A 25,199-nucleotide genomic window follows, 5' to 3' on the forward strand; every position below is an offset into this window, starting at 1 on the left:
CCGGTTTCAACACATCGCCATTACAAACGGCCGTTAAAGTTTCGCTCGCAAATAGCAATCGTTCGCATTTACAGAATATATCATGTTGACCTTTCGATTGATTCCTGGCCTTGCCAGCGTGGTGCTGCGGGGCGCCGTCCTGGCCGCAACTTCGGCTTTTGTTGCGTTGAGCGGCAGCACCGCCGCCCAGGCCGCCACGCCGGCGGTGACGCAGACGGCCCAAATGCCGCTCGTCGTGACCGATCTCGCAGGCCGCACGGTCAAGGTGCCGGCCGAGCCCCATCGCATTCTGCTTGGCGAGAGCCGTCTGCTTTCAGCGGTCGCGCTCCTCGAGGGTCAGAAGCCGCTCGCGCGCATCGTGGGCTGGCAGGGCGACTTGCCGACGATGGACCCGCAGACTTACGAGGCCTACGCGCAGCGCTTCCCCGAAATTCGCCAGATCCCGCTCATTGGCAAGGCGACCGAGGACAGCATCAGCGACGAGAAGGCGCTCGCGCTCAAGCCCGATGTGGCGATCTTCAGCGTGGCGGGCCACGGCCCGAGCCGTTACAACGCGCTCGTCAAGCAGCTCGAAGCGACCGGCACGACCGTGGTGTTCATCGACTTTCGCGTGCATCCCATGCAGAACACGCTGCCGAGCATCAAGCTGCTTGGCGAGGTCCTGCACCGCGAGAAGGAAGCCGATGCCTATATCCAGTTCTATCAGCAGCATCTCGCGCGCGTACAGCAAGTGGTGAATGCGATTCCCGAGTCGCAGCGCCCGAAGGTGTTCGTGGACATGCTGGCGGGCGTGTGGGACGCGGGCTGCTGCCACACGGCGGGCAAGGGCAACTTCGGCGAGTTCGTGGATGCCGCGGGCGGGCGCAACATCGCGGCGGGCCTCTTGCCCGGCGTGCTCGGCGACATCAGCATGGAGCAGGTGATCGCGGCGCAGCCCGATGTGTATATCGCGACGGGCAGCCGCACGAAGCCTGGCCTCGCTTCGCTGCGCGTGGGCGCGCTCACGAGCGAGCACGACGCCGATGCGAGCCTCGCGCAACTGGCCGCGCGCCCCGGCTTCAATGCCATCAAGGCGATTCACGATGGCCGCGTGCACGGCATCTCGCACAACTATTACGACTCGCCGTACAACATCGTCGCGATCGAGGCGTTCGCGAAGTGGTTCTATCCGCAGCAGTTCAGCGCGCTCGATGTGCACGCGACCGAGCGCGAGCTGTATCGCCACTTCCTCGCGATTTCCGATACGGGCACGCAATGGGTCGACGCGCCGTTGCCTGCGGTGCAAGCGCAGCAGGCCGCGCGATGAACGGTATGCGCTTCGCCGCAGAGGCCGCGCGGCCGCTCGACGCGATTCCCGATGCGCACGACGCAAAGGCACAGATGCACGCCTACGCGCGTCTCACGCGCCGCCGCGTGCTGTGCCTCGCAGCGGTCGCCGCGCTGATCGTCGCCTCGCTGCTGTTCGACCTCAGCTCCGGCCCTTCGGGCCTGCCCATCGCGACCTTGCTGCGCACGATCTTCCTGCCCGCCTCGGCGGACCCCGCCAATAGCGTGATCGTCTGGCAGATCCGCCTGCCGTATGCGGTCATGGCGCTCGTGGTCGGCGCCTCGCTCGGCATTTCGGGCGCGGAAATGCAGACGATCCTCAACAATCCGCTCGCGAGCCCCTATACGCTGGGCGTTTCGGCGGCGGCGGCGTTCGGCGCGTCGCTCGCCATCGTGCTCGATGTGGCGATTCCGGGCGTTGCGCAAACGTGGATCGTTTCGGCCAACGCGTTCGTGTTCGCGTTTGCTTCGGCGCTGCTGCTCGATTTCGTCGCGCGCTGGCGCGGCATGAGCACGGCGGGCGTCGTGCTGATGGGCATCGCGCTCGTGTTCTCGTTTCATGCGCTGGTCGAGTTGATGCAGTTCATCGCCTCCGCCGACGCGCTGCAAGGCCTCGTGTTCTGGACGCTCGGTTCGCTCGCACGAGCCGACTGGCCGAAGATCGGCGTGCTCACGGCGGCGCTCGCGCTCGCCGTGCCGTTCTCGATGCGCAACGCGTGGACGCTCACCGCGCTGCGCCTGGGCGAAGAGCGCGCGGCGAGCTTCGGCATCGACGTGCGGCGGCTGCGGCTTGGCACGCTGTTGCGCGTGTCGGCGCTGTCGGCGCTCGCCGTGTCGTTCGTCGGCACTATTGGTTTTGTCGGGCTGATCGCGCCGCATATCGCGCGCACGCTGTTCGGCGAGGATCATCGCTTCTATCTGCCGGGCAGCCTGCTGCTCGGCGCGCTGATGCTTTCGCTCGCCTCCATTGCCTCGAAGCTGCTTGTGCCGGGCGTGCTCATTCCCGTGGGGATCGTCACGGCGCTCGTGGGCATTCCGCTCTTTCTCGGCATCGTCGTGCGCTCGCAGGGGATGTCGCAATGAGCGGACTGTCGATTCACGCGCTTTCGGTGCGCTACGGCAAGCGCGAGGTGCTGAGCGAATTGAGCGCCGGGCCGCTCGCGCGCGGCGAGATCACGGCGCTGCTCGGGCCGAACGGCAGCGGCAAATCCACTTTGCTGCGCACGCTGGCGGGCCTGAACGCGCCGCGCAGCGGCTCGCTCACGCTCGATGACGCACCGCTCACGCTGACAGCCGCGGGCGCTCGCTCGCACAGCGTGGTCTATCTGCCGCAGGCGTTGCCGGCTGGCGTGCGTCTCGCGGTGCTTGAGTCGGTCGTGGTGGCCACGCGCGCGGGGCGCGCTCCGGCATCGCACTTTGGCGGGTCGCGCGGTTCGTCCGCAGCGCAAATCGCCCACGCGCATGCGGTGCTCGAGCGGCTTGGCATCGCTGCGCTCGCTGGCCGCTCCCTCGACGAGCTTTCGGGCGGGCAGCGCCAGTTGGTGGGCATCGCCCAGGCGCTGGTGCGCGATCCGCAGGTGCTGCTGCTCGACGAGCCGTGCTCCGCGCTCGACCTCAATCACCAGTTCCAGGTGATGCAGGTGCTGCGCGACGTGACTCGCGAGCGCGCGATCGTCACGGTGGTCGTGCTGCACGACATCAACGCGGCCGTTCGTTCCTGCGACCGCGCGATGCTGCTGCATCGAGGGCGCATTGCGCGCCAGGGCGTTCCGGCCGAGGTCGTCACTGCCGATAGCCTCGCCGAAGTGTTCAGCGTCCGCGCACGCATCGAGCCATGCTCGCGCGGACAGCTTCAGGTTCTGATCGACGGTCTCGCCGGTCAGCAGGGCATCGCCAGCCGCCACTAGCGCGGCCCAGCCAGCCCGTTCAATCCGCCGTTTCGGCGCGCGTCTTCACGACGCCGGACCGCATTCGCACCACGCGAATGCGGGGCCGGGTCGCGCGCTGCGCGGCCATCGCTACACGCAAAACTCGTGACAACTCGAAGGAAAAACAATGAAAAAGACGCTCGTTGCGGCAGCCCTCGCCGCGGCCTATGCATGCGGGGCCCACGCACAAAGCAGTGTGACGCTTTACGGTGTGATCGACGCCGGCCTCTCGTACAACAGCAACGCCGGCGGCCATAGCCTCTTCGCGGCTGGCAGCGGCAACGTCACGGGCAGTCACTGGGGTTTGACCGGCAGCGAGGACCTGGGCGGCGGCACGCACGCCATCTTTCGCCTGGAGAGCGGCTTCAGCGTGACGAACGGCACGCTGCGCCAGGGCGGCCGCATGTTCGGCTACCAGGCCTATGCAGGCCTCGAAAACAATCGCTACGGCGTGCTCACGCTGGGCCGTCAATATGACTCCGTGGTCGACTATCTCGCGCCGCTCAGCTTCACGGGGCGTCATCCGGGCGGCAACAATCTCTCGGCTCACCCGTACGACAACGACAACCTCAACAACTCGTTTCGTGTGAACAACGCGGTCAAGTATGCGAGCGCAAACTATGGCGGCGCGAAATTCGGCGCGCTCTACGGGTTCTCGAACGAAGCGGGCGGCTTCGACGACAACCGCCTCTATAGTTTCGGCGCGTCGTACGATTTCGGCGGATTCGAGTTCGGCGCGGGCTACCTGCAAGCGAACAACGGCGGCAGCAGCAACACTAACGGCGCGCTCACGCTCACCGACCGCACGTTCATCGCGGCTCAGCAGCGCACTTATGGCGCGGGTGTGAACTACGTCACGCGCAATGCGCGCTTCGGCTTTGTGTGGACCCGCACGCAACTGGGCGGCCTCGACACGATCAATGGCGCGAACAGCCTCGGCCTCGTGCAGAACGGGCAGGGCGCGAGCTTCAGCAACTACGAGGCGAACGCGAGCTACATGTTCACGCCGCAATTCAGCCTGAACGGCGCGTACACCTACACGCAGGGCGCGCTGTCGAGTTCAGGCGGCGAGCATCATCCGCGCTGGCACGAGGTGTCGGTGCAGGCCGACTACTTCCTTTCGAAGCGCACCGACGTCTATGCGCAGGCGAGCTACCAGCACATCAGCGCGGACGGATCGGGTCTGGGGGCGGATATCAGCGGGCAGTCGCCGTCGTCGACGAATCGGCAGACGGTCGTTGCGGTCGGCATGCGGCACCGGTTCTGAACGAGGCGCAGCCTGAAACTGCCTAAAGCAGGCTGGCAACGCTGACGATGCTGCTTGCGCCGGCGTCCGCGCTGACACTGGCGCCGGCGAGCATCGTTCCACGGCACGCAGGCGCGCCGCAGCGGCAGGTGTATTCGCGCACATTGTCTTCGCAGGCGTCGTCGGGCAACTGGAGCGCGTAATCGATGAATAGCTCTTCGCCTGGCAGGATGTCGCGGCACGCGTCGATGAATACGTGGCCGTCTATTTCGACGGTTTCGCAGTTTGCCTGGCACGCGTGATTGAGCCAGCGCGCCCAGTTGCCGCCCTGGCCGCCGTCTATCACGCGGCCATCGGAAAGGCCGAAGAGAAACGTATGCGCGCCGTCTTCACGCAGACGATAGCGCCTCGCCGCGCTGCGCCAGCTCATGATCTTGCCTTTGTATTCGAAGATGCGCTCGCCCGCCCGCAGGGGGCGCAATGCGTAGACGCCTTTTCCGTGCACCGGCGACTGCCGGACAGTCATTCGTTTGCTCATGGCCATCTTCGCGCGCGTGGAACGCGTGCAGTATAAGCGGCCTGGATGAAAGCGAGTGATGAAAATGCATATGGGCGTTGACGGTGCCTCGTGCGCATTCACACGTTGCGTGCACCGTGTTGAAGCAGACCGCCCCCGGGCTTGCCGTTGTTACCCCACAGTTGACCTCGCGGGCAGGATCAGGGCAACATACCCGGGTTTCCGGATCCAATTCTAGAGTGGGCATATGGCAAGCACGAATGAGCCAGGCGCAGACGCCTCGTTGACCTATCGGCTGAAGGCATTGACCAAGATCGCCGATCGTATGAGCAGTGAGATGTCGCGCGACAAGCTGGGTGTGCCGTATCCGGAGGCGAGCATCATCGCCGCGATCGGCACATTCGGGCCGCAAACCGTGATGGACATCTCGCGGCGCGCCAACCTCGACAAGAGCCAGGCGAGCCGCACGGTCGAAGCCATGCTTTCGAAGGAGATACTCGCGCGCACGGGTAACGACAAGGACGGGCGCAGCGTCATCATTTCGCTCACCGCCGAAGGCCGCAAGATTTTCAAGAAGATCGGCCCGACGTTGGACAAGCGCGACAGCGACCTTTACCACGGGCTGAACGAGGCCGAGCGCGTCGCGCTGCGCTTTCTTCTCGACAAGGTCCTCGCATCACACGGCTGGGACGCCACGCCCTGATCGCCCCTTATCCGTGCATGGCTTCCCGGCACGCGATCAGTCATTGAATTGTCATCAAACTGCCGCCGCGAGACGTATCGCCGTTTCGTGGCGGACCAGGCGTTAACGCCCAGTGGCGCCTGAACATAAAAGAATGGCATTTGAAGCAAAAAGCGCTTCTCTCGATTGCCGTATTGTTCGCTCACATTGAAAAGCATGCCGTGCCGCCCAAACCGTCGGCAGCCGCATGCGGATCCATTTTTTCTTTGGAGCGGGACTGAAATGAGAGACATCATCGCGGAAAGCCAGGAGACGAGCACCCAGAATCGCGCACCGAGCGCTGTGCCATGCAGCGGGACGGGTCGCGCAAGCCAAAGCGCCGCAGCGCGCTCACCGTCGAACTGGGCGTGGGCGACGCCGACCAGCCAGTACGACTGGATGGACGGCCACGCGCCGTTCGCGCTACTCGACTAGCTCAAACGTGTCAATGATCTGGAGACCGATGTGCTCCATTAAGCGATCGTTTGCGACAGGATGTCGCGAGCGATGGGATTATTTCGGCACTATAGTTGACTTGTCACGTAGATGAAAGTCGGCGGCTGGCAGCGCCGGAATGGAGGCAACAATGTTCAATAACATCGGCGAAACGTATCTGGACCTGGTGGGCGACCGCACGCGCGTGCAAACCGCGCGAGTCACGCAGACGCTAATCGTGAAGGACAGACTGGGCAGCCAGCTTCTGCTGGTTACCCAGCAGGGCAAGCCGCAGTCCGCGTTTCCGGCGACGGATCGCAATATCAGGGTGGTTTTGGGCGCGGGCTTGCGCATACACGAATACGTCATGCTCGACGGCCAGATCGACTATCAGGAAATCGCCGAAAGCCGGGAACATTTCGAAAGCGCGGCCGAAGACATCGCCTTCGGTGCCGCGCATGCCTAGTCACGACTGCTTCGGCGCCTGAATCATCTTCCAGCCATTGCCGGCAGGGTCTCGAAAGCCAGCGTCCACGCTGCCGTAGCGGTCAACGGGCTCCTGGGTAAATTCCACGCCCAAGGCCATCAGACGTTCGTAGCTGGCGCGGCAGTCCGCCACGGCGAGCACGAGGGGCGGCATGGCGCCTTTGGCGACCATGGCCCGAAGCGTTTGCGCGGTGGCCTCATCGTGAACGGGTGGCCCTGGCAGGAAGAGCCCGAGCTGGAACGAGGGCTGCTCCGGGTGCTGAACCGTGAGCCAGCGGTACGTCCCGTTGCGCACATCGGTATGCACGCGAAATCCCAGCTTGTCGACGTAGAACCTGAGCGCCTCGTCCTGGTCGTCGACGTACACCCCCACCACATTGATACCCTGATTCATAACACCTCCCTGGTTGATATCCACACTTCAGGACCGCACTTCAGGGCCGCACTTTAGCTTTGCCCGCGCGCCGGCGCTTCTCCAAAACTGCTGTGGTGAGATCGGGGCGCTGCGCGGCCTTGAGCACGCAGGCGGGTACGCGGTCGATTTCGGGCAGGTTGGCCCGCGCCTGAACGCGCATGGCGCTAGGACTTGAGCCGGTCACGTCGCGAAAGGTGCGGCCAAAGGTGCCAAGACTCTCCCAGCCGGTGGCGAAGGCGATATCCGTGATGTCGAGTTCGGTGTCGCGCAGCAGGGTGGTGGCCTGCTCGATGCGCCGTGTGAGCAGATAACGATGCGGCGGGAGGCCGAAGGCGCGCTTGAAGGAGCGCGCGAAATGCGCTTCGGAAATGCCGCTGACCTCGGCCAGGCGCTTGACGGGCCACGCCTCGTGGGAGGCGGCGTCCATGCGGTCTTTTGCGCGCAATAGGCGGCGCAGCAGAGCCGGGTCCTGAAGGGGTTCGGCCTCGGGCGGTTCAGGCTGCGCGTGGTTGACGGTGAGTGCGCCGGAGGTGAGGGCTGCTCTAGTCGACATGCGTTCATCTGAAGTGGGCGGCATGCCGGTAGTTTAGGCCCAACCGCGGGCCGCCTTACTTCAGCCGCCCCGCCAGGAACTGCTGCAGCCGCTCGCTGCGCGGCGCATTGAGCACTTCCTTTGGGTCGCCTTGCTCTTCGATCTTCCCCTTGTGCAGAAACACGACGTGATTCGAAACGTTGCGCGCAAAGCCCATTTCGTGCGTGACGACGATCATCGTGCGGCCTTCCTCCGCGAGCTTTTGCATGACCTTGAGCACTTCGCCCACGAGTTCGGGGTCGAGCGCGGAGGTGGGCTCGTCGAACAGCATCACTTCGGGCTCCATTGCCAGCGCGCGGGCGATCGCCACGCGCTGCTGCTGGCCGCCGGAAAGGTGCGACGGGTACTTGTGCTCGACACCGGCAGCCAGGCCTACCTTGTCGAGGTATTTGCGCGCGCGTGCCTCGGCTTCGCTGCGGCTCAGTCCAAGCACGCTGAGCGGCGCCTCGATGATGTTCTCCAGCACGGTCATGTGCGCCCAGAGATTGAAATGCTGGAACACCATCGAAAGGCGCGTGCGCATCTTCTGGAGCTGCTTCGGATCGCTCACGCGCAGCGCGCCACCGCGGTCCGCGCTCGTGCGGATTTCCTCGCCATTGAGCGTGATGCGTCCCGAGCAGGGCGATTCGAGAAAGTTAATGCAGCGCAGAAACGTGCTCTTTCCCGAACCGCTCGATCCGATCAGGCTGATCACGTCGCCAGCCTTTGCCTTGAGCGATACGCCCTTCAAAACCTCGTTCTCGCCGAACTTCTTGTGCAGGTCGTCGACAATCAGCTTGTACATATTCGGTTTACTCCATCAGGACTGCGGGAAATTCTTTAGTGGCCTTGCGGCTTCAGGTAGGCCAGCACACGGGTTTCGAGGCGACGGAAACCCCAGATCAGGGCGAAGACGATCGACGCATAAAGCGCCGCTGCGATGCCGTACGCCTGAAACGTCATATAGGTGGCGGAATTCGCGTCGCGCGCCACCTTCAGGATGTCGGGCACGGTCGCGGTGAACGCGAGCGTCGTCGCGTGCAGCATGAGGATCACCTCGTTGCTGTACGAGGGCAGGGCGCGGCGCAACGCGGAAGGCAGGATGATGCGCGTGTAGACCTTCGTCTTCGACATGCCATAGGCCTGGGCTGCTTCGATCTCGCCGTACGAGGTTTCGCGAATCGCGCCCGCGAAGATTTCGGTGGCATAGGCGCACTCGTTCAATGCAAACGCCAGCAGCGTGCAATTCATGGCACTGCGAAAGAAGTCGCCAAGAACCGGATTGGCATGCACGAAGTGCAGGCTGTAGAGGCCGGTGTAGCAGAGCAGCAACTGCACGTAGAGCGGTGTGCCGCGGAATACGTAGGTGTAGACCCACACCGGCCGCGAGATCCACCGGTTGCGCGACGCGCGCGCGATGGCGAGCGGCACGGCAAGCAGGAAGCCCGCCACGATCGAAACAACCAGCAGCCAGAGCGTGATGACGAGGCCGCTGGAGTTGAAGCCGTCGCTGTACAGATAATTGGGCCAGTATTGACGAAGCAGTTCGATCACAGCGCTGCCCTCCGCACACCGGTCGAATAGCGCTTTTCGAGGCGGTGCAATGCCAGATTGGAAACCGTGGTGATGGCGAGATAGATCGCGCCGGTCACGAGCGTGAAAAAGAAGAACGCCTGGGTGGCCTTGCCCGCGTCCTGCGCGGCCTTCACCACATCGGCCAAGCCGATGATCGAAACGAGCGCCGTGGCCTTCACGAGCACCTGCCAGTTATTGCCGATGCCGGGCAACGCGAAGCGCATCATCTGCGGGAACAGGATGCGCGTGAACACGCGCGTGGAACTCATGCCGTATGCGAAGCCCGCTTCGATCTGTCCGCGCGGAACGGCGAGAAACGCGCCACGGAAGGTCTCGGTGAAATACGCGCCGTAAATGAAGCCGAGCGTGATGACGCCGGCCACGAACGGGTCAATGTCGATCTGATCCATGCCCATCATGTCGGTCACGTCGTTGAGCCAGATCTGGATGCTGTAGAAGAGCAGCAGCATGAGCACGAGGTCGGGCACCGCGCGAATGAGCGTGGTGTACGCCGTGCCGATACGCGCGAGCGCGCGGTTGGGCGAGAGCTTCGCGGCAGCGCCCGCAAGCCCGAGCACAAACGCGGCGCCGAGCGAGAGCACCGCGAGCTTGATGGTTTCCCACGTGCCCGCGAGGAGCAGCGGGCCGAAGCCTTGAAAGACCATGGAAGAATGTCCTCGTTCAGGGGAGTAGCGCTCCCCTTTGTTGTTGCAGGAGAAGACTGCGGCGCTTAGCCGCCGTACACGTCGAAGTCGAAATACTTCGACTCGATCTTCTTGTACGTGCCGTCCTTGATCATGTCGGCAATGGTCTTGTCGATCTTCGCCTTGAGGTCGGCGTCTTCCTTGCGCAGGCCGATAGCGGCGGCGCCGGTGGGAATTTCCGCGCCCGCGAACGCGAAGCCCGCCCCGCGAGGCGTCTTCAGGAAGCCGAGATTGGCCTGCACTTCGTCTTGCAGCGCGGCGTCGAGTCGTCCCGATTGCAGGTCCAGATAGACCTGGTCCTGGTTCTGGTAGGGAATCACGTTGATGCCCTTGGGCGCCCAGTTCTGCTTTGCGTAGGTCTCCTGAATCGAGCCCTGCTCGACGCCCACCGTCTTGCCTTGCAGCGAAGCGATCGTCGGCTGCAGCGGCGAATCCTTCTTCGCGACTAGGCGCGTCGGCGTGTTGAAGAGCTTGGCCGAGAAGGCGATCTGCTGCTCGCGCTGCGGGGTGATCGTGAGCGCGGAGAGCGCGCCATCGAACTTTTTGGCCTTGAGACCCGGAATCATGCCGTCGAAGTCCTGCTCGACCCACACGCATTTGGCGTTCAGGCGCCGGCAGATTTCGTTGCCGAGGTCGATGTCGAAACCGACCAGCTTGCCATCCGTCGCCTTGGATTCGAACGGCGCGTAGCTCGCGTCGGTGCCGAAGCGGATGGTGGACCAGTCTTTCGCATACGCTCCACCGGCGGCAAGGGCGAGGGCGACACACAAGGCAAGTTTCTTCATGAAGTCTCCGATAGGAATGGTTGGCGTGTGCCCGGTCACGTACTGGAGGTCGGCCCGGCAAGTTGTCTATACAATTATCGATGTGTCGAAAAGGCCGGCAATCGGTGTTATCACCTGGGGATTTCACTGTGCTGTAATCGAAAGATGGCGTAATTCAGGCGTCAGGAAGCGAAGAATGCGGGTATACGTGGAGCAGATTGAACTTGTATAGACAAGCTCGGTTCGGTAATCTGATTCCACCTTGTCCAGACAACTTTGACACCGCAATGAACATCAAACTCACTCCCGGCCATCTGACCCTGCCCCAACTGCGCCAGATCGCGCGTGCCCATGAAAACGGCGGCGTGAAGCTCGAACTCGATCCGGCCAGCTTCGCGGCCATCGACGCAGGCGCGCGCGCCGTTGCCGAAATCACGGCGAAGGGCGAACCCGCGTATGGCATCAATACGGGCTTCGGGCGTCTGGCGAGCACGCATATTCCGCGTGACCAGCTCGAACTGCTGCAGCGCAATCTGGTGCTTTCGCACGCCGTGGGCGTGGGCGAGCCGATGTCGCCTCCGGTCGTGCGCCTCTTGATGGCGTTGAAGCTGTCGAGCCTCGGCCGTGGCCATTCGGGCATTCGCCGCGAAGTCATGGACGCGCTCATCACGCTGTTTAACGCCGACGTGCTGCCCGTGATTCCCGTGAAGGGCTCGGTGGGCGCCTCGGGCGACCTCGCGCCGCTCGCACATATGTCGTGTGTGCTGCTCGGCGTGGGCGATGTGTTCGCGAAGGGCGAGCGTATGAGCGCGCTGGAGGGCTTGCGTCTCGTCGGCCTGAAGCCCCTCGCGCTGCAGGCCAAGGAAGGTCTCGCGCTGCTCAACGGCACGCAGGCTTCCACGGCGCTCGCTATCTACAACATGTTCGCGATCGAGGATCTTTACCGCACGGCGCTCGTTTCGGGCGCGCTCTGCGTGGACGCAGCAGCAGGTTCGGTGAAGCCGTTCGACGCGCGCATTCACGAACTGCGCGGCCATCGCGGTCAGATCGATGCGGCCGCGGCGTATCGCACGCTGCTCGAAGGCTCGGCGATCAATCTCTCGCACCGCGACTGCGGCAAGGTCCAGGACCCGTATTCGCTGCGCTGCCAGCCGCAGGTGATGGGCGCGTGCCTCGACCAGATGCGCCACGCGGCGCAAGTGCTGCTCATCGAGGCGAACGCCGTGTCGGACAATCCGCTGATCTTCCCGGAAACGAACGAAGTGCTCTCCGGCGGCAACTTCCACGCGGAGCCGGTGGCCTTCGCCGCCGACAATCTCGCGCTGGCCGCCGCCGAAATCGGCGCGCTCGCGGAGCGTCGCATCGCACTGCTGATCGACGCCACGCTCTCGGGCCTGCCGCCTTTCCTCGTGAAGGACGGCGGCGTGAACTCGGGCTTCATGATCGCGCACGTCACGGCCGCCGCACTGGCTTCGGAAAACAAGACGCTCGCGCATCCGGCCTCGGTCGATTCGCTGCCGACTTCGGCGAACCAGGAAGACCACGTTTCGATGGCGACGTTCGCCGCGCGCAAGCTCGCCGACATTGCCGACAACACGGCCAACATCCTCGCGATCGAACTGCTCGCCGCAGCCCAGGGCGTGGACCTGCGCGCGCCGCACCACACGAGCCCGGCGCTCGCGCACGTGATGCAGTCGGTGCGCGCCGAGGTGCCGCATTACGACCTCGACCGTTACTTCGCGCCGGACATCGCCGCAATGGCGAAGCTCGTGCAGAACGGCGCGATTGCCAAGCATAGCCCGCTGGCATTCGAGTCCGAGCAATAAGCGGCAGAGACTAAATAAAACAGCATTCCTGAATAACATCCGAGACGAAGACGTTATGAACCACCCGAACTTCACCGACCCCCGCCTCGACCCGAGCCGCACGATCCGCGCGCCGCGCGGCGCAGAGAAGGTCTGCAAGACCTGGATTGCGGAAGCCGCCTACCGGATGATCCAGAATAATCTGGACCCCGAAGTCGCCGAGCATCCGCATGCGCTCGTGGTGTACGGCGGCATTGGCCGCGCCGCGCGCAACTGGGAGTGCTTCGACCAGATCCTCGCCTCGCTCAAGGACCTGAACGAAGACGAAACGCTGCTGATCCAGTCGGGCAAGCCCGTGGGCGTGTTCCGCACGCATGCGGATGCGCCGCGCGTGCTGCTGGCGAACTCGAACCTCGTGCCGCACTGGGCCACGTGGGAACACTTTCACGAACTGGACCGCAAGGGCCTCATGATGTACGGCCAGATGACGGCGGGCAGCTGGATCTACATCGGCTCGCAGGGCATCGTGCAGGGCACCTACGAGACGTTCTATTCGGTCGCGAACCAGCACTTCAACGGCGACCCCAAGGGCCGCTGGATTCTCACGGGCGGCCTTGGCGGCATGGGCGGTGCGCAGCCGCTCGCGGCGACGATGGCGGGTTTCTCGATGATCGCGGTGGAATGCGATGAAACGCGCATCGACTTCCGCCTGAAGACGCGCTACGTGGACCGCAAGGCGAAGACCATCGACGAGGCGCTCGCCATCGTCGAGGAAGCGAAGCGCACGGGCAAGCCGGTGTCGGTGGGCCTGCTCGGCAACGCCGCGGACGTATTCGCCGAGTTCGTGAAGCGCGGCATCACGCCGGACTGCGTGACGGACCAGACGAGCGCGCACGACCCGATCAACGGCTATCTGCCGCAGGGCTGGACGGTTCAGCAGTGGCGCGAGGCACAGAAGGTTGCGCCCGAAACGATCGTGAAGGCGGCGAAGGAATCGATGGCGCATCAGGTGCGCGCGATGCTCACGCTGCAGGAGCGCGGCGCGGCCACGCTCGACTACGGCAACAACATCCGCCAGATGGCGCTGGAAATGGGCGTGGAAAACGCGTTCGATTTCCCGGGCTTCGTGCCGGCGTATATCCGCCCGCTGTTCTGCGAGGGCAAGGGCCCGTTCCGCTGGGTGGCGCTCTCGGGCGATCCTGAGGACATCTACAAGACCGACGCCAAGGTCAAGGAATTGATCCCTGACGATCCGCACCTGCATAACTGGCTCGACATGGCGCGCGAGCGCATCGCGTTCCAGGGGCTGCCGGCGCGTATCTGCTGGGTGGGCGTGAAGGATCGCTATCGCCTGGGTCAGGCGTTCAACGAAATGGTCAAGAACGGCGAACTGAAGGCGCCGATCGTGATCGGTCGCGACCACCTCGACACCGGCTCGGTGGCGAGCCCGAACCGCGAAACGGAATCGATGAAGGACGGTTCGGACGCCGTGAGCGACTGGCCGCTGCTCAATGCACTGCTGAACACGGCAGGCGGCGCGTCGTGGGTCTCGCTGCATCACGGCGGCGGCGTGGGCATGGGCTTTTCGCAGCACTCGGGCGTGGTGATCGTGGCGGATGGCACACAGGCGGCTCACGAGCGTCTTGGCCGCGTGCTGCACAACGATCCGGCCACGGGCGTGATGCGCCACGCAGACGCCGGCTACGAACTCGCGCAGCAGACCGCGCGCGAAGCAGGCCTGAAGCTGCCGATGCTCGGCCGATGAGCGACGTGACGCCGCTGTTCAAAAGCGGCGGCGTCACACCCGCTCAGAGCGTTTCAGGCAGTCGGTGTGAGTCGTTGTCTACGCAACAGACAAGCACCTCGGCATCCTCGGCACCCGTGCTGAGATACACGTGTCCCACGGCGCTGTCGAAGTAGAGGCTGTCACCAGGCGAGAGCTTGAAGACAGTGCCGTTTTCAAAATGCAGTTCCAGTTCGCCGCCCAGCAGGAACAGAAACTCCTCGCCGCTGTGGCGGATGTAATCGGGAAACGCGTCCATCGTGCGGGCGTGGATGCGTCCGCGCATCGGCACCATGCGCTTGCCCGTGAGGTCGTTGGCGATCATGCCGTACTCGTAGTTCGGCGTGTCGTAAATCATCTGCTTGCCCGCGCGCGTGAGCGACGGCTTCATCGGGCCGGCCGCCTTGCGCTTCCTGCGTCCGAATATCGTGTCGAAGTCCACGTTCAGCGCGTGGGCGAGCGCCGCGAATTTGTCATACGTGAGCGCAATGTCACCGCGCTCTGCCTTCGAAATCGTCGAGACCGCGATGCCGGACAACGCCGATAGCTGCATCAACGTCAGTTCACGCGCCTTGCGCGCTTCGCGCAGACGCGCGCCAACGGCCGCGTGATCGATCTCCGTTGCCGGCTGCTCAGTTGCGTGCTCGGTTGCGTTAGTTCGTGCTGCGCTCTTTGCCATGGAAGGGACGGTTCCCGGTTACGGGTTTTGTCGTATACGAGAAATGATTTTTTCTCGTATATGATAACCCGCATCTCGACTCCCTTTTGAAGGAGCAGCGTCGTGGCCTCAATTGCACTGGGAAAAGCCGGCCTTTCGAAGGGCCAGGTCATTGCCGCCACCACGCTAGGCACGGCGCTCGAGTACTACGATTTCACGATCTACAGCTTCTTCGCGATCCAGATCGGCAAGCTGTTCTTTCCCTCCGCTTCGCCGGTCAATCAGTTCCTGCTGTCCATTGGCCTCTTCGGCGTGGGCTTCGTGGTGCGTCCGCTGGGCGGCATCGTCATCGGCGCCTATGCGGATCGCGCCGGGCGCAAGCGCGCCATGGTGCTCACCATCATGTTGATGGCGCTGAGCTGTGCGCTGATTGCCTGCGCGCCGACGTACGCGGTGGCGGGCATCGCCGCGCCGCTCATCGTGCTCGCGGCGCGCCTGATTCAAGGCTTCGCTGCCGGTGGCGAGTTCGGTCCCGGCACCACGCTGCTCGTGGAATATGCGAGCGACAACACGCGCGCGTATTTCGCGAGCTGGAACTTCGCGGCGACCGCGCTCGGCCTCGCGCTCGGCGCGGCGGTTGCCACGCTCGTGAACGTGCTGCTGCCCAGGGAGGCGGTCGATAGCTGGGGCTGGCGCCTTCCGTTCCTCGTGGGCATCGTGGCGGCGCCGGTGGGCATGCTGATTCGCCGCCGCCTCGAAGAAACGCTGAGCGCGGCACCCGCGCACGGCGCAAAGCATAGCGGCGCATTGAAGGCGGCGCTCACCACGCATCTGAAACTCACGATACTCGGGACTTTCGCGGAACTGGGTGGTTCGGTGTCCATCTACATCACGGCGTTTTTTCTGCCGAACCACGCCGTGCGCGTGTTGCATCTTTCGTCCACGGCGGCGGTCACGTCGGGCGTGGTCAGTTCGCTCGTGCTGTTCGTCGCCGCGCCGCTCGTGGGCAAGCTCGCCGACCGCTACACCCGCAAGCGTGTGCTGGTGATCTCGCGCGTCGTGCTGCTGCTGAGCGTATATCCAGCGTTCGCATGGCTTTCCGCCGCGCCTTCCATCGCGCTGCTCTGCGCGGTTTCCGCATTCCTCTCCGTGTTCGTGGCGGGTCAGGTCGTGCCGGTGCTCGTGATGATCCCCGAACTCTTCCCGCGCGAAGTGCGCGCCACGGGCATTGCACTTACCTATGTCGTGAGCGCCTCGATCTTCGGCGGATTTTCGCCACTTGTGGCAAGCTGGATCGTTGCGCGCACAGGTAATCCGCTTGCGCCCGCCTGGTATGTCGCGGCTGCCTGCGCCATTTCGCTGATCCCGCTCGTCTGGCTGCGCGACCGCACCGGCGAGGCCATCGGCTGAACATCATTTCATCAGGAAACCGAACGATGCTTGACAAGACCGAACTGGTCAGTCTGTCCGCAGTCGAACTGCGCCGTCTGATCGGCGCAAAGGCCATTTCGCCCGTCGAACTGCTCGATGCGTGCATCGAGCGCATCGAAGCTGTGAATCCGGCGGTCAACGCGATTACGGCGACATGTTTCGACGGCTCGCGCGAAGCGGCCAAAGCTGCGGAGCAGGCCGTCATGGACGGCAAGCCGCTCGGCCTGCTGCATGGTTTGCCGCTTGGCGTGAAGGATCTCGAAGACACGGCGGGCCTGCTCACGACCTACGGCTCGCCGATGTCGCGCGGCCACGTGCCTTCCCGCGACGTGGTGCTCGTGGAGCGCCTGCGCGCGGCGGGCGCGATTCTCGTGGCGAAGACGAATGTGCCGGAGCTGGGCGCTGGAGCGAATACGCGCAACCCTGTGTGGGGCGCGACGGGCAATCCGTTCAACCCCGCGCTCAATGCCGGCGGCTCGTCGGGCGGCTCGGCTGCGGCGCTCGCGTGCGACATGCTGCCGGTTTGCACCGGCTCCGACACCGGCGGGTCGCTGCGCATACCCGCCGCAAAGTGTGGCGTCGTGGGCTTTCGTCCGTCGCCGGGGCTCGTGCCCAATTCGCGGCGCCTGCTAGGCTGGACGCCGATCTCGGTAGTCGGTCCGATGGGGCGCGACGTCGCCGAAACGGCGCTCCAACTCGCGGCAACGGCGGGCGAATCGGCGGGCGATCCGCTCAGCTACGCCGTGCATGCCAACGCGTTCGCCTTTCCCCCGCATATTGATCCGTCGACGCTGCGCATCGGCTATACCGAAGACTTCGGCTGTTGCGACGTCGACCCGCAGATTCGCGCTGTGTTCCGCGCGCGCATGGCGCAACTCAAACGCATCGTCCACACGTGCGAGCCCGTGGAGTTCGATCTTGGCGACGTGCATCGCTGCTTCGACGTGATCCGCGCGGAAAGCTTCGTTGCAGGCCTGCATGCCGCATACACGCGTGACCCGGGCGCGCTCGGTCCGAACACGCGCGCGAACTATGAAATGGGCGCGAAGATGTCGCTCTCGGACAGTGCGTGGGCGCAAGCCGAGCAAACGCGCATCTTCCAGCGCTTCCAGAGTGCGTTCGCCCGCTACGACGTAATCGTTTCGCCGACCACGCCTGTCACGCCATTCCCGTGGAGCGAACTGTATGCCGCGCAGATCGACGGACGCGCGCAGGAGAATTACTATCGCTGGCTCGCGCTCACCTACGTCGTCACGCTCACCACGCATCCGGCGCTCGCGCTGCCGTGCGGCGTGGATCACGCGGGCATGCCATTCGGACTCCAGATCGTCGGCCCGTTCCGCGGCGACATGAAGACGCTCGCGGTCTCGCAGGCGCTGGAAACGGCGTTTTCAGCGTATCCTGATCTGCGTCGCCCGCGCCCCGATCTCGCACGTTTGGCACAAGCCAATCCGGCGCTGACTTCTATCGTGACGGCGCCTCCCATTTACAACCCAACCGGTAGCGACGCTGCCGGTCTTTCGGCGGTATGAACATGAGCAACGACATTCAAAGACTGCAAACCAACGCGCGCATGAGCCAGGTCGTGATAGCGGGTGGCGTGGTCTATCTCTCGGGCCAGGTGCCCGATACCGCAGGCGCACCGATCGACGTTCAGGCAACCGAGATTCTCACGCGCATCGACAAGCTGCTCGCATCGGCGGGCGTGGACAAGACGCGCGTGCTGACCGCGAACGTGTGGCTGAGCGACCCAAAACATTTCGACGCCTTCAATGCCGTATGGGACGCATGGGTTGCGCAAGGTCACGCGCCCACGCGCGCCTGCGTGCAGGCATTGCTGATGCGCCCGGGCCTCGACGTCGAAGTGGCCGTCACAGCGCTCGCCTGAGCGCCTTCGAGCCAGGAACATTGCGTGATGAAATTCGATTCGGTCGTGCTTGGCGGCGGTATCGTTGGTGTGTCGGTGGCCTTGCAGTTGCAGCGGCGCGGCCTTTCAGTCGCGCTCGTGGACCGCAGGGCGCCGGGCAATGAAACATCGCACGGCAACGGGGGATTGATTCAGCGCGAGGGCGTCTACCCCTACGCTTTTCCGCGCGAGCTTTCTACGCTGCTGCGCTACGCGCGCAACCGCTCGACGGATGTACGTTATCACCCGGGGGCGATGCCGAAGCTGCTGCCTTTTCTCTACCGCTACTGGCACCATTCGCGTGCCGACCGGCACGCCGAGATCGCGCGTGCGTATTCCACGCTCATCGAGCACTGCGTGACCGAGCACCGCTCGCTGATCGAGGCGGCGGGAGCCGAAGCGCTTTTACGCACCAACGGCTGGATGAAGGTGTTTCGCAGTGCGTCCGCCATGGACGCCACCGTGGCCGAGGCGCAGCGCTGGCAGCGCGAGTACGGCGTGGGCCACGAGGCGCTGGACGCCTCGGCGCTGCGCGCCGCCGAGCCCGCGCTGAGCCACACGCTGGTGGGCGGCGTGCGCTATACCGATTCCGATTCGGTTAGTGATCCGAAGGGACTCGTCACGGCCTACTCGAAGCTCTTCGAGCAGCTAGGCGGCCGCGTGCTGGTTGGCGACGCCGCGACGCTCGAACCGTCGTGGCGCGTCATGACACAGGACGGGCCCGTGCTAGCGAATTCCGCGGTCATCGCCATGGGGCCGTGGTCGGGCGATCTCACGGCGCGGCTGGGCTACGCGTTGCCGCTCGCCGTGAAGCGCGGCTATCACATGCACTATGCGGTGACGAATGGCGCGAAGCTGAACCAGCCGGTGCTCGACGCCGAAGCGGGCTTCCTCATTACGCCGATGCTGCGTGGCACGCGCCTCACGACCGGCGTCGAACTTGGCTTTCGCGACTCGCCCAAAACGCCCGTTCAACTCGAAGCGGTCGAGCCGCTCGCGCGCGGCATCTTCCCACTGGGCGCGCGGCTCGATGCCGAGCCGTGGCTGGGCCGCCGCCCCTGCACGCCCGACATGATGCCGATCATCGGGCCGGCTCCCAGGCACGACGACCTCTGGTTCGCCTTCGGCCACGCGCACCACGGTCTCACGCTCGGCCCGGTAACGGGGCGCCTGATCGCGGAAATGATGACGGGCGCGCCGACGGTGGTGGACCCTCGGCCATTCCGTGTCGAGCGGTTTTGACCCGGAGCGACACCGCGTGCGTGGTCAGAACCGGTAATTGAGCCCCGCGAAAGCCGTGATTTCGCGGCGGCTCTCGGTGATCGGGCTGTCGGCGGCGTAGTGCTGAAGGCGTCCGAACGTCGCGTTCACCGAGCCGACCCAGTGCTTCGAGAAGTCGTGCGTCATGTAGAACGTCATGTGCAGATCGCGAATGCCGGCGCCAGGCGAATACGCCGGCAAGCCCGATGCCGCGCTTTCGTCAGGTGTCACGCCGAATAGCGTGCGCGTATAGACGCCGTTGGCCCAGGTGAGCCCCGGCCCCACCGAAAACAGCCATCCCGTTAGCGGCAGCGACACATAAAGATCCGCCGTTGCCGTCGTTCCCTGCCCGTGGCCGCTGATGTCCTGATACATGGCAACGGCGCCCGTGAACGCCCACAGCGTGTAATCGGCGAAGAGGCGCAGCTTCGGGCCGTCGTCGACATTGCTCAGGCCGTGCAGATGCGGGTCGTCCGACACCGTGCGCGACTGGAAGTCGAAGCTCAGCGAAGCGCCCACATGGTAGTTCTGCGCGGAAATCACGTTCACGCCCAGGACGTCGGGCCCTTGCGAAAAGAAGCGGTCTCGGTACGAGATGTCGAGCGACGGGAACGGATAGACCTTCATGTGGCGCGCGCCCGGATACTCGGGCGCGAAATACGCGCCGGGACCGATCGAGATTTTCCACGGCGAGTCGGTAGTGCCGGTATTCGCCGTATCGGCATCGGCCCATGCGTGCGAGGCCAGGGTCAGCGCGGCCACGCACGCCAGCCCTTTCATTGCTACGGACAGCTTCACGTATTTTTCCTTCCCACCGCCGCCAGTTGGCGCAGACGCCGGGCGAGCGCCTTGGAGACGACCGGTGCATCTTTCGCGCCGCGTGCGACTTCGCTCTCGCGCAGGAACATGGCCGTTTCGCGCGCAACGATCTCGCGTTCGTTGTCCGAGGTGATCATGTGATACGAATCGTCGAGCCACAGCGTGCGCAGGAAGTTCGAGCCGATACGGTCGATCACGTGGCGCGGATTGCGCGGGCTCGACGTTTCGTCGTCGATTGCGTGAATCACGAGCGTGTCGTTTTCGATCGCGGGAACATCCTTGCGCGCCGCGCGCGCGAGGCGCAGCGCCTGATGCAGCGCGGGCAGGGCAATCGTCGAAGGGCCGACTTCGCTGAAGTCGCTGCGCTGCATGGCGCGCGCAATTTTTTTGCGCAGCGCTTCGTTACGCACACCGAACGGTTCGGCCTCGCGATAGCGGTAGCGATGGCGAAGCGGCGTGAAGTACGCCCAGTCGAGCAGGAAGCGATACCACGGGATCGCCCAGCCGTCGTAGGCGAGCGTCAGCGAGAGCAGGACGAGCGACTGCGCTGCGGGCCGCTCGCGAATCAGACGCAGCGCGAGCGCGCCGCCGATCGAAAGGCCGCAGATCGAGACGCGCTCGTAGCGCGCCGCGAGGGCGTCGAACTCGCGCGCGGCGTTTTCGACCCATTGCTCCATCGGCAGCTGGCCCGTGCCGGCGCTATACCCGTCGATGACGGGCGCGCATACCGTGAATCCTTCGCCTTGCAGATAGCGCGCGAGATAGCGCAGTTCGATCGGCGAGCTGGACAGGCCGTGAAGCATGAGGACGGCGTGGCCGTCGCCTTCGCAGAAAAAGCGCGTGGATTGCACGGCTGGCGCATCGGTCGCGGCAAGTTCCATTTCGAGCGTCGCCATGTCAGCTCTCCGTGCGCAGCACGAGAAAATCGCCCGCGTGAGTGGTGAAGCGTTCGCAGTTGCAGTTGACGTGCCGGTATTCGCGCTTGTGCTGCTCGCTGCGCAGACGCACGCGATGATGGCCCGGCGAGAGTGCGTGGGTCAGGCGCTGTACGTCGTCGGGATGCAGCGCGTCGAAGAGCGGGCCAGGCGCGACTTCGGCGGCGGCCGGCAGTGCTTGCGACATGCTTTGCCCGACGCTCGCGCGCTGGGCGGCATTCCGCTCGAGCCCCTTAATGAGGATGAAGCCCTCGTGATGCTGCGCGAGGTGGCGCAGAAGGCGATGTGTTTCGTCGACGGCGCGGCGTGCCAGCGCGCGCTCGTTGTCGTGACGCAGCAGCATTTCGTAGCGGGACTGCGCGACCGAGGCGATCAACTGCGCGCGAAACTGCTCGCGCCGCAGACGCTCGATCAACGTGATCACGATCACCGTGACGAGCGGATAGGACACCAGCAGGATCAGATCGTGGGTGTCGAGAAATGTAATGTAGTTGTAGGGCGGCACGAACATATAGTCCGCAATGGCGAGACCGAGCCCCATCACGGTCAGCGCAGGCGCGAGGCCGAGGAAGTATTCGACCAGCGAAGCGGCAATACAGAACGTGGTGCCCGGCATCATCGGGCCGAGCAGCGGATGCAGGGCGAAGCGGATTACACTCGCGAGCGCGAGCGCGCCAGCGGCAATACACCAGCGGCGCGGGCCTCTTGGCGCCCAGAGGCGGGCGTTACGGACTTTCATGGTTTCCCGGGTCGCCCGTCTCGTGACGGGCCGTCGCGCGCGTATTGCGCATGGGCAATCGCTGACGCTTTAGTTGTAACCAGTGCAAGGAATTCGACAGGAACGGCAGGACGAAGCGGCGGTGACCGACCAGCACCGTCAGTGCTCCGACAGAATTGTTGCGATCGGAATATTACCACTGTTTACAAACATGAGATTGGCGACGCCAGGCCACCGGAAACCGTCACGGAACTCGGGCGTCAGGATTCGACGTCGGCCAGACTGAATATCCCGGTCTTGTCGTTATACGAAAAGATCTCGGCGTAGCGGCCCCAGGCGATCACGGCGTCGAGCGTTTCCTGCGCGGCGTCGTCGGCAAGCAGGTCCTCCAGTTCCTGCTCGAAGCGCACGCGCGGGGCGCGATGTCCGGGGCGCTCGTTAAGCACCGTGTTGATCCGCGCGGCCAGCGGCACGTTGCGCAGCAGGTGCTCGGCGAACATCAGCTTGCGCTCCTGCGTATTGAATTCGTTGAAGGTCTTGCCCGCGTGCGTGAGGATCACGTCGCCTTCGCTGACCTCCGCAAAGCCGAGGTGCTGCAGCATTTCCGCAATCGGGAACAGGTCGTCGACTTCCAGCTGCAACGTGCGCGCGATTTCCGGCATGTCCGCGCGCCCGTTGTAGGGCGCCGCAGCCAGGGTTTCGATGAGGCCTGCCATCAGGTTGACCGACACGCCGGGCAGCCAGCTGCCTGCCTCGAGTTCGGGTTTCGCCGGGCCGCCCGGCTGGCGCGCGGTCATCTTCGCGTAGATGTCGTCCACGAGCGTACGGAATACTGGATCGAGACGGTTGCGCGGGTGCTTGAAAGGCACCGGAATTTCGGCCACCACGCGGCCCGGGTTCGACGAGAGCACGAGAATGCGGTCGCACATGAACACCGCTTCCTCGATGTTGTGCGTGACGATGAGCACCGACTTGATCGGCAGACGCCCTTGCGTCCATAGGTCGAGCAAATCGGTGCGCAGCGTTTCGGCCGTGAGCACGTCGAGTGCGGAGAAGGGCTCGTCCATAAGCATCAGCGTGGGATCGACCACGAGCGCGCGGGCGAAGCCCACGCGCTGACGCATGCCGCCAGAAAGCTCGCGCGGATAGGCGTTCTCGAAGCCGTCCAGACCGATCAGGTCGATGGCGGCGAGCGCCCTCTTGCGACGCTCGTGCGGGCCGACGCCGATCGCCTCCAGTCCGGCCTCGACGTTTTGGAGCACCGTGAGCCACGGGAACAGCGCGAAGGTCTGGAATACCATCGCGACACCTTCGGCCGGACCGCTCAGCGGCTTGCCCAGGTAGTTCACGTCGCCACTGGTAGGCGCGATCAGACCTGCAATGATGCGCAGCAGCGTGGACTTGCCGGAGCCCGAACGGCCCAGCAGGCCGACGATCTCGCCTTCGCTCAGTGTGACGTTCACATCATCGAGCACCAGTTGCTCGCTCGGGGTCTTGCCGAAACCGCGGCACACGTTCTGGACGCATAGCACTTCCTGGCCGGTGCGGGGCGGCGTCTGCAGCACGCCGGGGGTGATCGTGTTGAGGTTTTGCATGAGATTGGTACTCAATCAAGGCGAAGACATGGCGAAACGAAAAGAGCATGAAAGGCAATGTTCAACTCACGGCCACGCTCAGGGAGCGCCACCGCTTTTTCAACGATGGCGAGTCTTCGTGACCGGAGTTTGGCAGAACTTAGGAAAACCGGGACGTGATGCGGCGCCACAGGTCCTTCAATGTGTGACGGCGGACAGGTTCGAGCGACAGCAGCGCTTCGTAGTGCGGGCGCGCCTCGTTGACGTGAGGCAGGTGCGACAAAAGCAGACCGAAAATCATGATGTTTCTCCGGACGTCTGGCATGGATGGGCGAGGGCAAAGCCCGCAGACGTCCGGTCGCCGCGCAGCCGCGCGTTTGCATGGGTCTACGTGCTTTCCTCGGGCAAGCTCGAGGGCAAGCGGTAGGGACAACTGTCACTGTCGGGCATGTCGGCTCCTTTTCATGCTGGGCGCACGGCGGCGCCCCGGTGCAATGCGGGGTACAGGCGAGCGCAGGCCGCGCTCGCAAGCGCTCGCCAGGCCGCGCCAATGCGAACGCGTGCGAAGCCCGCGTCGGCATGGCGCTATGGTTTGGGGTGCACGAGGGAAGACTGCTACGGCGCGCACCGTCTGCCAACTGGCAGGACGGCGGCTCGGGAAAGGGAGCGGATGTCCTGCCGGTCAGGCAGCGAAACGATTCGAGGATTGACTACTGCTACTGTCCAAGGCATCAGCCCCATTGAGAAGACGGGCGAATTCTAGTCTCGGTAAAAACGCGAAGTCAATCAAAATTGCTAAGCAGAGCAGAGATTCAATTCTGAAGGTTGGGGAAACGCGATTGAAAGGAATTGGCGTGCGCGGCGCTGTTACCGGCAAGCCGCGCTTTTATGCTTTTTTTACTTGCGTTTTTATCCGCGTGCCCAATACAATCCGCCCCGTCACAGCAAAGGAGTCCTCCGTGGACGCATGTTCCAGTAGTGGAAGTCCGATGCCGGCCAGCGCCGGCAGCACGACCGCGAGATAGTCGCCGCAGGTTCGCTCCTTCGCCGCTAACTCGCTTACGCCGGGTTAGCGCGCTTCGTTACCGACTGGTCTTAGTCGTCATTGCGACCAGTCTTTCAACTGCACGCTCCCTCTGATCGATTGCCATTTGCAAGCTTGCTTGCAGAAATGGCTGCGCTTTCGCATTTCGTCCGCTTATCGAAGCGGCCAACGCGGAGGGATGATGTTCGTTTTGCTCTTTCCTGTCTTTCAACTGCGCGTGTGGCGGGCGGGCTGCCGTCGCGCACGGATTCTGATGGCCGCAGCGGCGCTCGCCTGCCTGCACGGCTTTTTTCTCGCGGCTGCGGTTCGCTCCGCGCCCGCCGGCGTACGCCGCCGCTCGCTACACCTCGCGCGCCGCGCCGCGCATATGGCGGCACGCGGCGCGCTGCGCACCGTTCATGCGGGGCACCCGCTCACGCCCACGGGTTACGCGTTTCTCGGCGCGACCTTGGCGGCGGCCGCGATGGTTTCGCTGCTGTGCGCGTCCGCGTCCGCGTCGGCCTCCGCCTCCGCGTCCGAGCCGGAGCGTTCTTTATGGCCGCGTTCACGCTTCGCGTAGAAAACCCGCGCAACGACA

General features: G+C 64.3%; 27 protein-coding genes. 14 read left to right on the forward strand and 13 right to left on the reverse strand.

Annotated features, from left to right (window positions below):
• The first annotated feature begins 82 nt into the window (after positions 1-82).
• The 4 genes from L0U83_RS29330 (at position 83) to L0U83_RS29345 (ending at position 4,521) form a co-directional block, all read left to right on the forward strand.
• Positions 83-1,306: an ABC transporter substrate-binding protein gene (locus L0U83_RS29330; protein WP_233887631.1), complete on the forward strand. Its 1,224-nt coding sequence runs from the start codon at positions 83-85 to the stop codon at positions 1,304-1,306.
• A 74-nt stretch (positions 1,307-1,380) separates the two neighbouring features.
• Positions 1,381-2,409, forward strand: a complete 1,029-nt coding sequence (locus tag L0U83_RS29335; protein WP_233887927.1) for a FecCD family ABC transporter permease — start codon at positions 1,381-1,383, stop codon at positions 2,407-2,409.
• Positions 2,406-3,233 (forward strand): ABC transporter ATP-binding protein, encoded by an 828-nt coding sequence (locus tag L0U83_RS29340; protein ID WP_233887632.1) that lies wholly within the window; start codon positions 2,406-2,408, stop codon positions 3,231-3,233. The genes L0U83_RS29335 and L0U83_RS29340 overlap by 4 nt, the downstream gene beginning before the upstream one ends.
• Positions 3,234-3,381: 148 nt before the next feature.
• Positions 3,382-4,521: a porin gene (locus L0U83_RS29345; RefSeq protein ID WP_233887633.1), complete on the forward strand. Its 1,140-nt coding sequence runs from the start codon at positions 3,382-3,384 to the stop codon at positions 4,519-4,521.
• 22 nt (positions 4,522-4,543) lie between these two features.
• On the opposite strand, the gene L0U83_RS29350 is transcribed toward L0U83_RS29345, so the two are convergent.
• Positions 4,544-5,038 carry an SET domain-containing protein gene (locus L0U83_RS29350; RefSeq protein WP_233887634.1) on the reverse strand — a complete coding sequence of 165 codons (495 nt, stop codon included), beginning with the start codon at positions 5,036-5,038 and terminating at the stop codon, positions 4,544-4,546.
• A gap of 226 nt (positions 5,039-5,264) precedes the next feature.
• On the opposite strand from L0U83_RS29350, the gene L0U83_RS29355 reads away from it, so the two are divergent.
• The 3 genes from L0U83_RS29355 to L0U83_RS29365 all read left to right on the forward strand — a co-directional run bounded on the left by L0U83_RS29355 (position 5,265) and on the right by L0U83_RS29365 (position 6,639).
• Complete coding sequence (locus L0U83_RS29355) at positions 5,265-5,720, forward strand: MarR family winged helix-turn-helix transcriptional regulator (protein ID WP_233887635.1); 456 nt, start codon at positions 5,265-5,267, stop codon at positions 5,718-5,720.
• A gap of 261 nt (positions 5,721-5,981) precedes the next feature.
• Complete coding sequence (locus L0U83_RS29360) at positions 5,982-6,173, forward strand: hypothetical protein (RefSeq protein ID WP_233887636.1); 192 nt, start codon at positions 5,982-5,984, stop codon at positions 6,171-6,173.
• A 151-nt stretch (positions 6,174-6,324) separates the two neighbouring features.
• Positions 6,325-6,639 carry a hypothetical protein gene (locus L0U83_RS29365; protein WP_233887637.1) on the forward strand — a complete coding sequence of 105 codons (315 nt, stop codon included), beginning with the start codon at positions 6,325-6,327 and terminating at the stop codon, positions 6,637-6,639.
• Here L0U83_RS29365 and L0U83_RS29370 read toward each other — a convergent pair whose 3' ends face one another.
• From L0U83_RS29370 to L0U83_RS29395, 6 genes are all read right to left on the reverse strand, one after another.
• Positions 6,640-7,053 (reverse strand): VOC family protein, encoded by a 414-nt coding sequence (locus L0U83_RS29370; RefSeq protein ID WP_233887638.1) that lies wholly within the window; start codon positions 7,051-7,053, stop codon positions 6,640-6,642.
• Positions 7,054-7,093: 40 nt separating this feature from the next.
• Positions 7,094-7,627 carry a helix-turn-helix domain-containing protein gene (locus L0U83_RS29375; protein WP_233887639.1) on the reverse strand — a complete coding sequence of 178 codons (534 nt, stop codon included), beginning with the start codon at positions 7,625-7,627 and terminating at the stop codon, positions 7,094-7,096.
• A 55-nt stretch (positions 7,628-7,682) separates the two neighbouring features.
• Positions 7,683-8,450: an ABC transporter ATP-binding protein gene (locus tag L0U83_RS29380; protein ID WP_201697807.1), complete on the reverse strand. Its 768-nt coding sequence runs from the start codon at positions 8,448-8,450 to the stop codon at positions 7,683-7,685.
• Positions 8,451-8,485: 35 nt separating this feature from the next.
• Positions 8,486-9,199, reverse strand: coding sequence for an ABC transporter permease (locus L0U83_RS29385; protein ID WP_233887640.1), 714 nt, complete (start codon positions 9,197-9,199; stop codon positions 8,486-8,488).
• Complete coding sequence (locus L0U83_RS29390; protein ID WP_233887641.1) at positions 9,196-9,885, reverse strand: ABC transporter permease; 690 nt, start codon at positions 9,883-9,885, stop codon at positions 9,196-9,198. The genes L0U83_RS29385 and L0U83_RS29390 overlap by 4 nt, the downstream gene beginning before the upstream one ends.
• A 65-nt stretch (positions 9,886-9,950) precedes the next feature.
• Complete coding sequence (locus L0U83_RS29395; RefSeq protein ID WP_233887642.1) at positions 9,951-10,709, reverse strand: ABC transporter substrate-binding protein; 759 nt, start codon at positions 10,707-10,709, stop codon at positions 9,951-9,953.
• A gap of 266 nt (positions 10,710-10,975) precedes the next feature.
• Between L0U83_RS29395 and hutH the strand changes: the two genes are divergently transcribed.
• Positions 10,976-12,514: a histidine ammonia-lyase gene (hutH, locus tag L0U83_RS29400; protein WP_233887643.1), complete on the forward strand. Its 1,539-nt coding sequence runs from the start codon at positions 10,976-10,978 to the stop codon at positions 12,512-12,514.
• A gap of 55 nt (positions 12,515-12,569) precedes the next feature.
• Positions 12,570-14,258 carry a urocanate hydratase gene (gene hutU / locus L0U83_RS29405; RefSeq protein WP_233887644.1) on the forward strand — a complete coding sequence of 563 codons (1,689 nt, stop codon included), beginning with the start codon at positions 12,570-12,572 and terminating at the stop codon, positions 14,256-14,258.
• A gap of 43 nt (positions 14,259-14,301) precedes the next feature.
• On the opposite strand, the gene L0U83_RS29410 is transcribed toward hutU, so the two are convergent.
• Complete coding sequence (locus L0U83_RS29410) at positions 14,302-14,955, reverse strand: helix-turn-helix domain-containing protein (RefSeq protein WP_233887645.1); 654 nt, start codon at positions 14,953-14,955, stop codon at positions 14,302-14,304.
• Between the two features lie 102 nt (positions 14,956-15,057).
• On the opposite strand from L0U83_RS29410, the gene L0U83_RS29415 reads away from it, so the two are divergent.
• Genes L0U83_RS29415 through L0U83_RS29430 form a run of 4 tightly spaced genes read left to right on the forward strand, consistent with a single transcriptional unit; the run spans position 15,058 to position 19,513 of the window.
• The gene (locus tag L0U83_RS29415) at positions 15,058-16,344 is read left to right on the forward strand and encodes an MFS transporter (protein ID WP_233887646.1); all 1,287 of its coding nucleotides are present in this window, start codon (positions 15,058-15,060) and stop codon (positions 16,342-16,344) included.
• 26 nt (positions 16,345-16,370) lie between these two features.
• Positions 16,371-17,897, forward strand: a complete 1,527-nt coding sequence (locus L0U83_RS29420) for an amidase (protein WP_233887647.1) — start codon at positions 16,371-16,373, stop codon at positions 17,895-17,897.
• 2 nt (positions 17,898-17,899) lie between these two features.
• Positions 17,900-18,253, forward strand: a complete 354-nt coding sequence (locus L0U83_RS29425; RefSeq protein ID WP_233887648.1) for a RidA family protein — start codon at positions 17,900-17,902, stop codon at positions 18,251-18,253.
• 27 nt (positions 18,254-18,280) lie between these two features.
• Positions 18,281-19,513, forward strand: a complete 1,233-nt coding sequence (locus L0U83_RS29430) for an NAD(P)/FAD-dependent oxidoreductase (RefSeq protein ID WP_233887649.1) — start codon at positions 18,281-18,283, stop codon at positions 19,511-19,513.
• 24 nt (positions 19,514-19,537) lie between these two features.
• Here the strand turns inward: L0U83_RS29430 and L0U83_RS29435 are convergent, their stop codons facing one another.
• The 5 genes from L0U83_RS29435 to L0U83_RS29455 all read right to left on the reverse strand — a co-directional run bounded on the left by L0U83_RS29435 (position 19,538) and on the right by L0U83_RS29455 (position 23,878).
• Positions 19,538-20,311 carry a MipA/OmpV family protein gene (locus L0U83_RS29435; RefSeq protein ID WP_233887928.1) on the reverse strand — a complete coding sequence of 258 codons (774 nt, stop codon included), beginning with the start codon at positions 20,309-20,311 and terminating at the stop codon, positions 19,538-19,540.
• 14 nt (positions 20,312-20,325) lie between these two features.
• Positions 20,326-21,231 carry an alpha/beta hydrolase gene (locus L0U83_RS29440; RefSeq protein ID WP_233887929.1) on the reverse strand — a complete coding sequence of 302 codons (906 nt, stop codon included), beginning with the start codon at positions 21,229-21,231 and terminating at the stop codon, positions 20,326-20,328.
• A 16-nt stretch (positions 21,232-21,247) separates the two neighbouring features.
• Positions 21,248-22,024: a DUF4118 domain-containing protein gene (locus L0U83_RS29445; RefSeq protein ID WP_233887650.1), complete on the reverse strand. Its 777-nt coding sequence runs from the start codon at positions 22,022-22,024 to the stop codon at positions 21,248-21,250.
• A gap of 239 nt (positions 22,025-22,263) precedes the next feature.
• Entirely contained in the window at positions 22,264-23,598 is a 1,335-nt protein-coding gene (locus tag L0U83_RS29450) for an ABC transporter ATP-binding protein (protein WP_233887651.1), read from the reverse strand.
• Positions 23,599-23,737: 139 nt separating this feature from the next.
• Positions 23,738-23,878 carry a hypothetical protein gene (locus L0U83_RS29455; RefSeq protein ID WP_233887652.1) on the reverse strand — a complete coding sequence of 47 codons (141 nt, stop codon included), beginning with the start codon at positions 23,876-23,878 and terminating at the stop codon, positions 23,738-23,740.
• 922 nt (positions 23,879-24,800) lie between these two features.
• Between L0U83_RS29455 and L0U83_RS29460 the strand changes: the two genes are divergently transcribed.
• Positions 24,801-25,181 carry a hypothetical protein gene (locus tag L0U83_RS29460; protein ID WP_233887653.1) on the forward strand — a complete coding sequence of 127 codons (381 nt, stop codon included), beginning with the start codon at positions 24,801-24,803 and terminating at the stop codon, positions 25,179-25,181.
• Positions 25,182-25,199: the final 18 nt, after the last annotated feature.

Origin of the sequence: Paraburkholderia flagellata (assembly GCF_021390645.1) — a bacterium.
Taxonomy (GTDB): domain Bacteria; phylum Pseudomonadota; class Gammaproteobacteria; order Burkholderiales; family Burkholderiaceae; genus Paraburkholderia; species Paraburkholderia flagellata.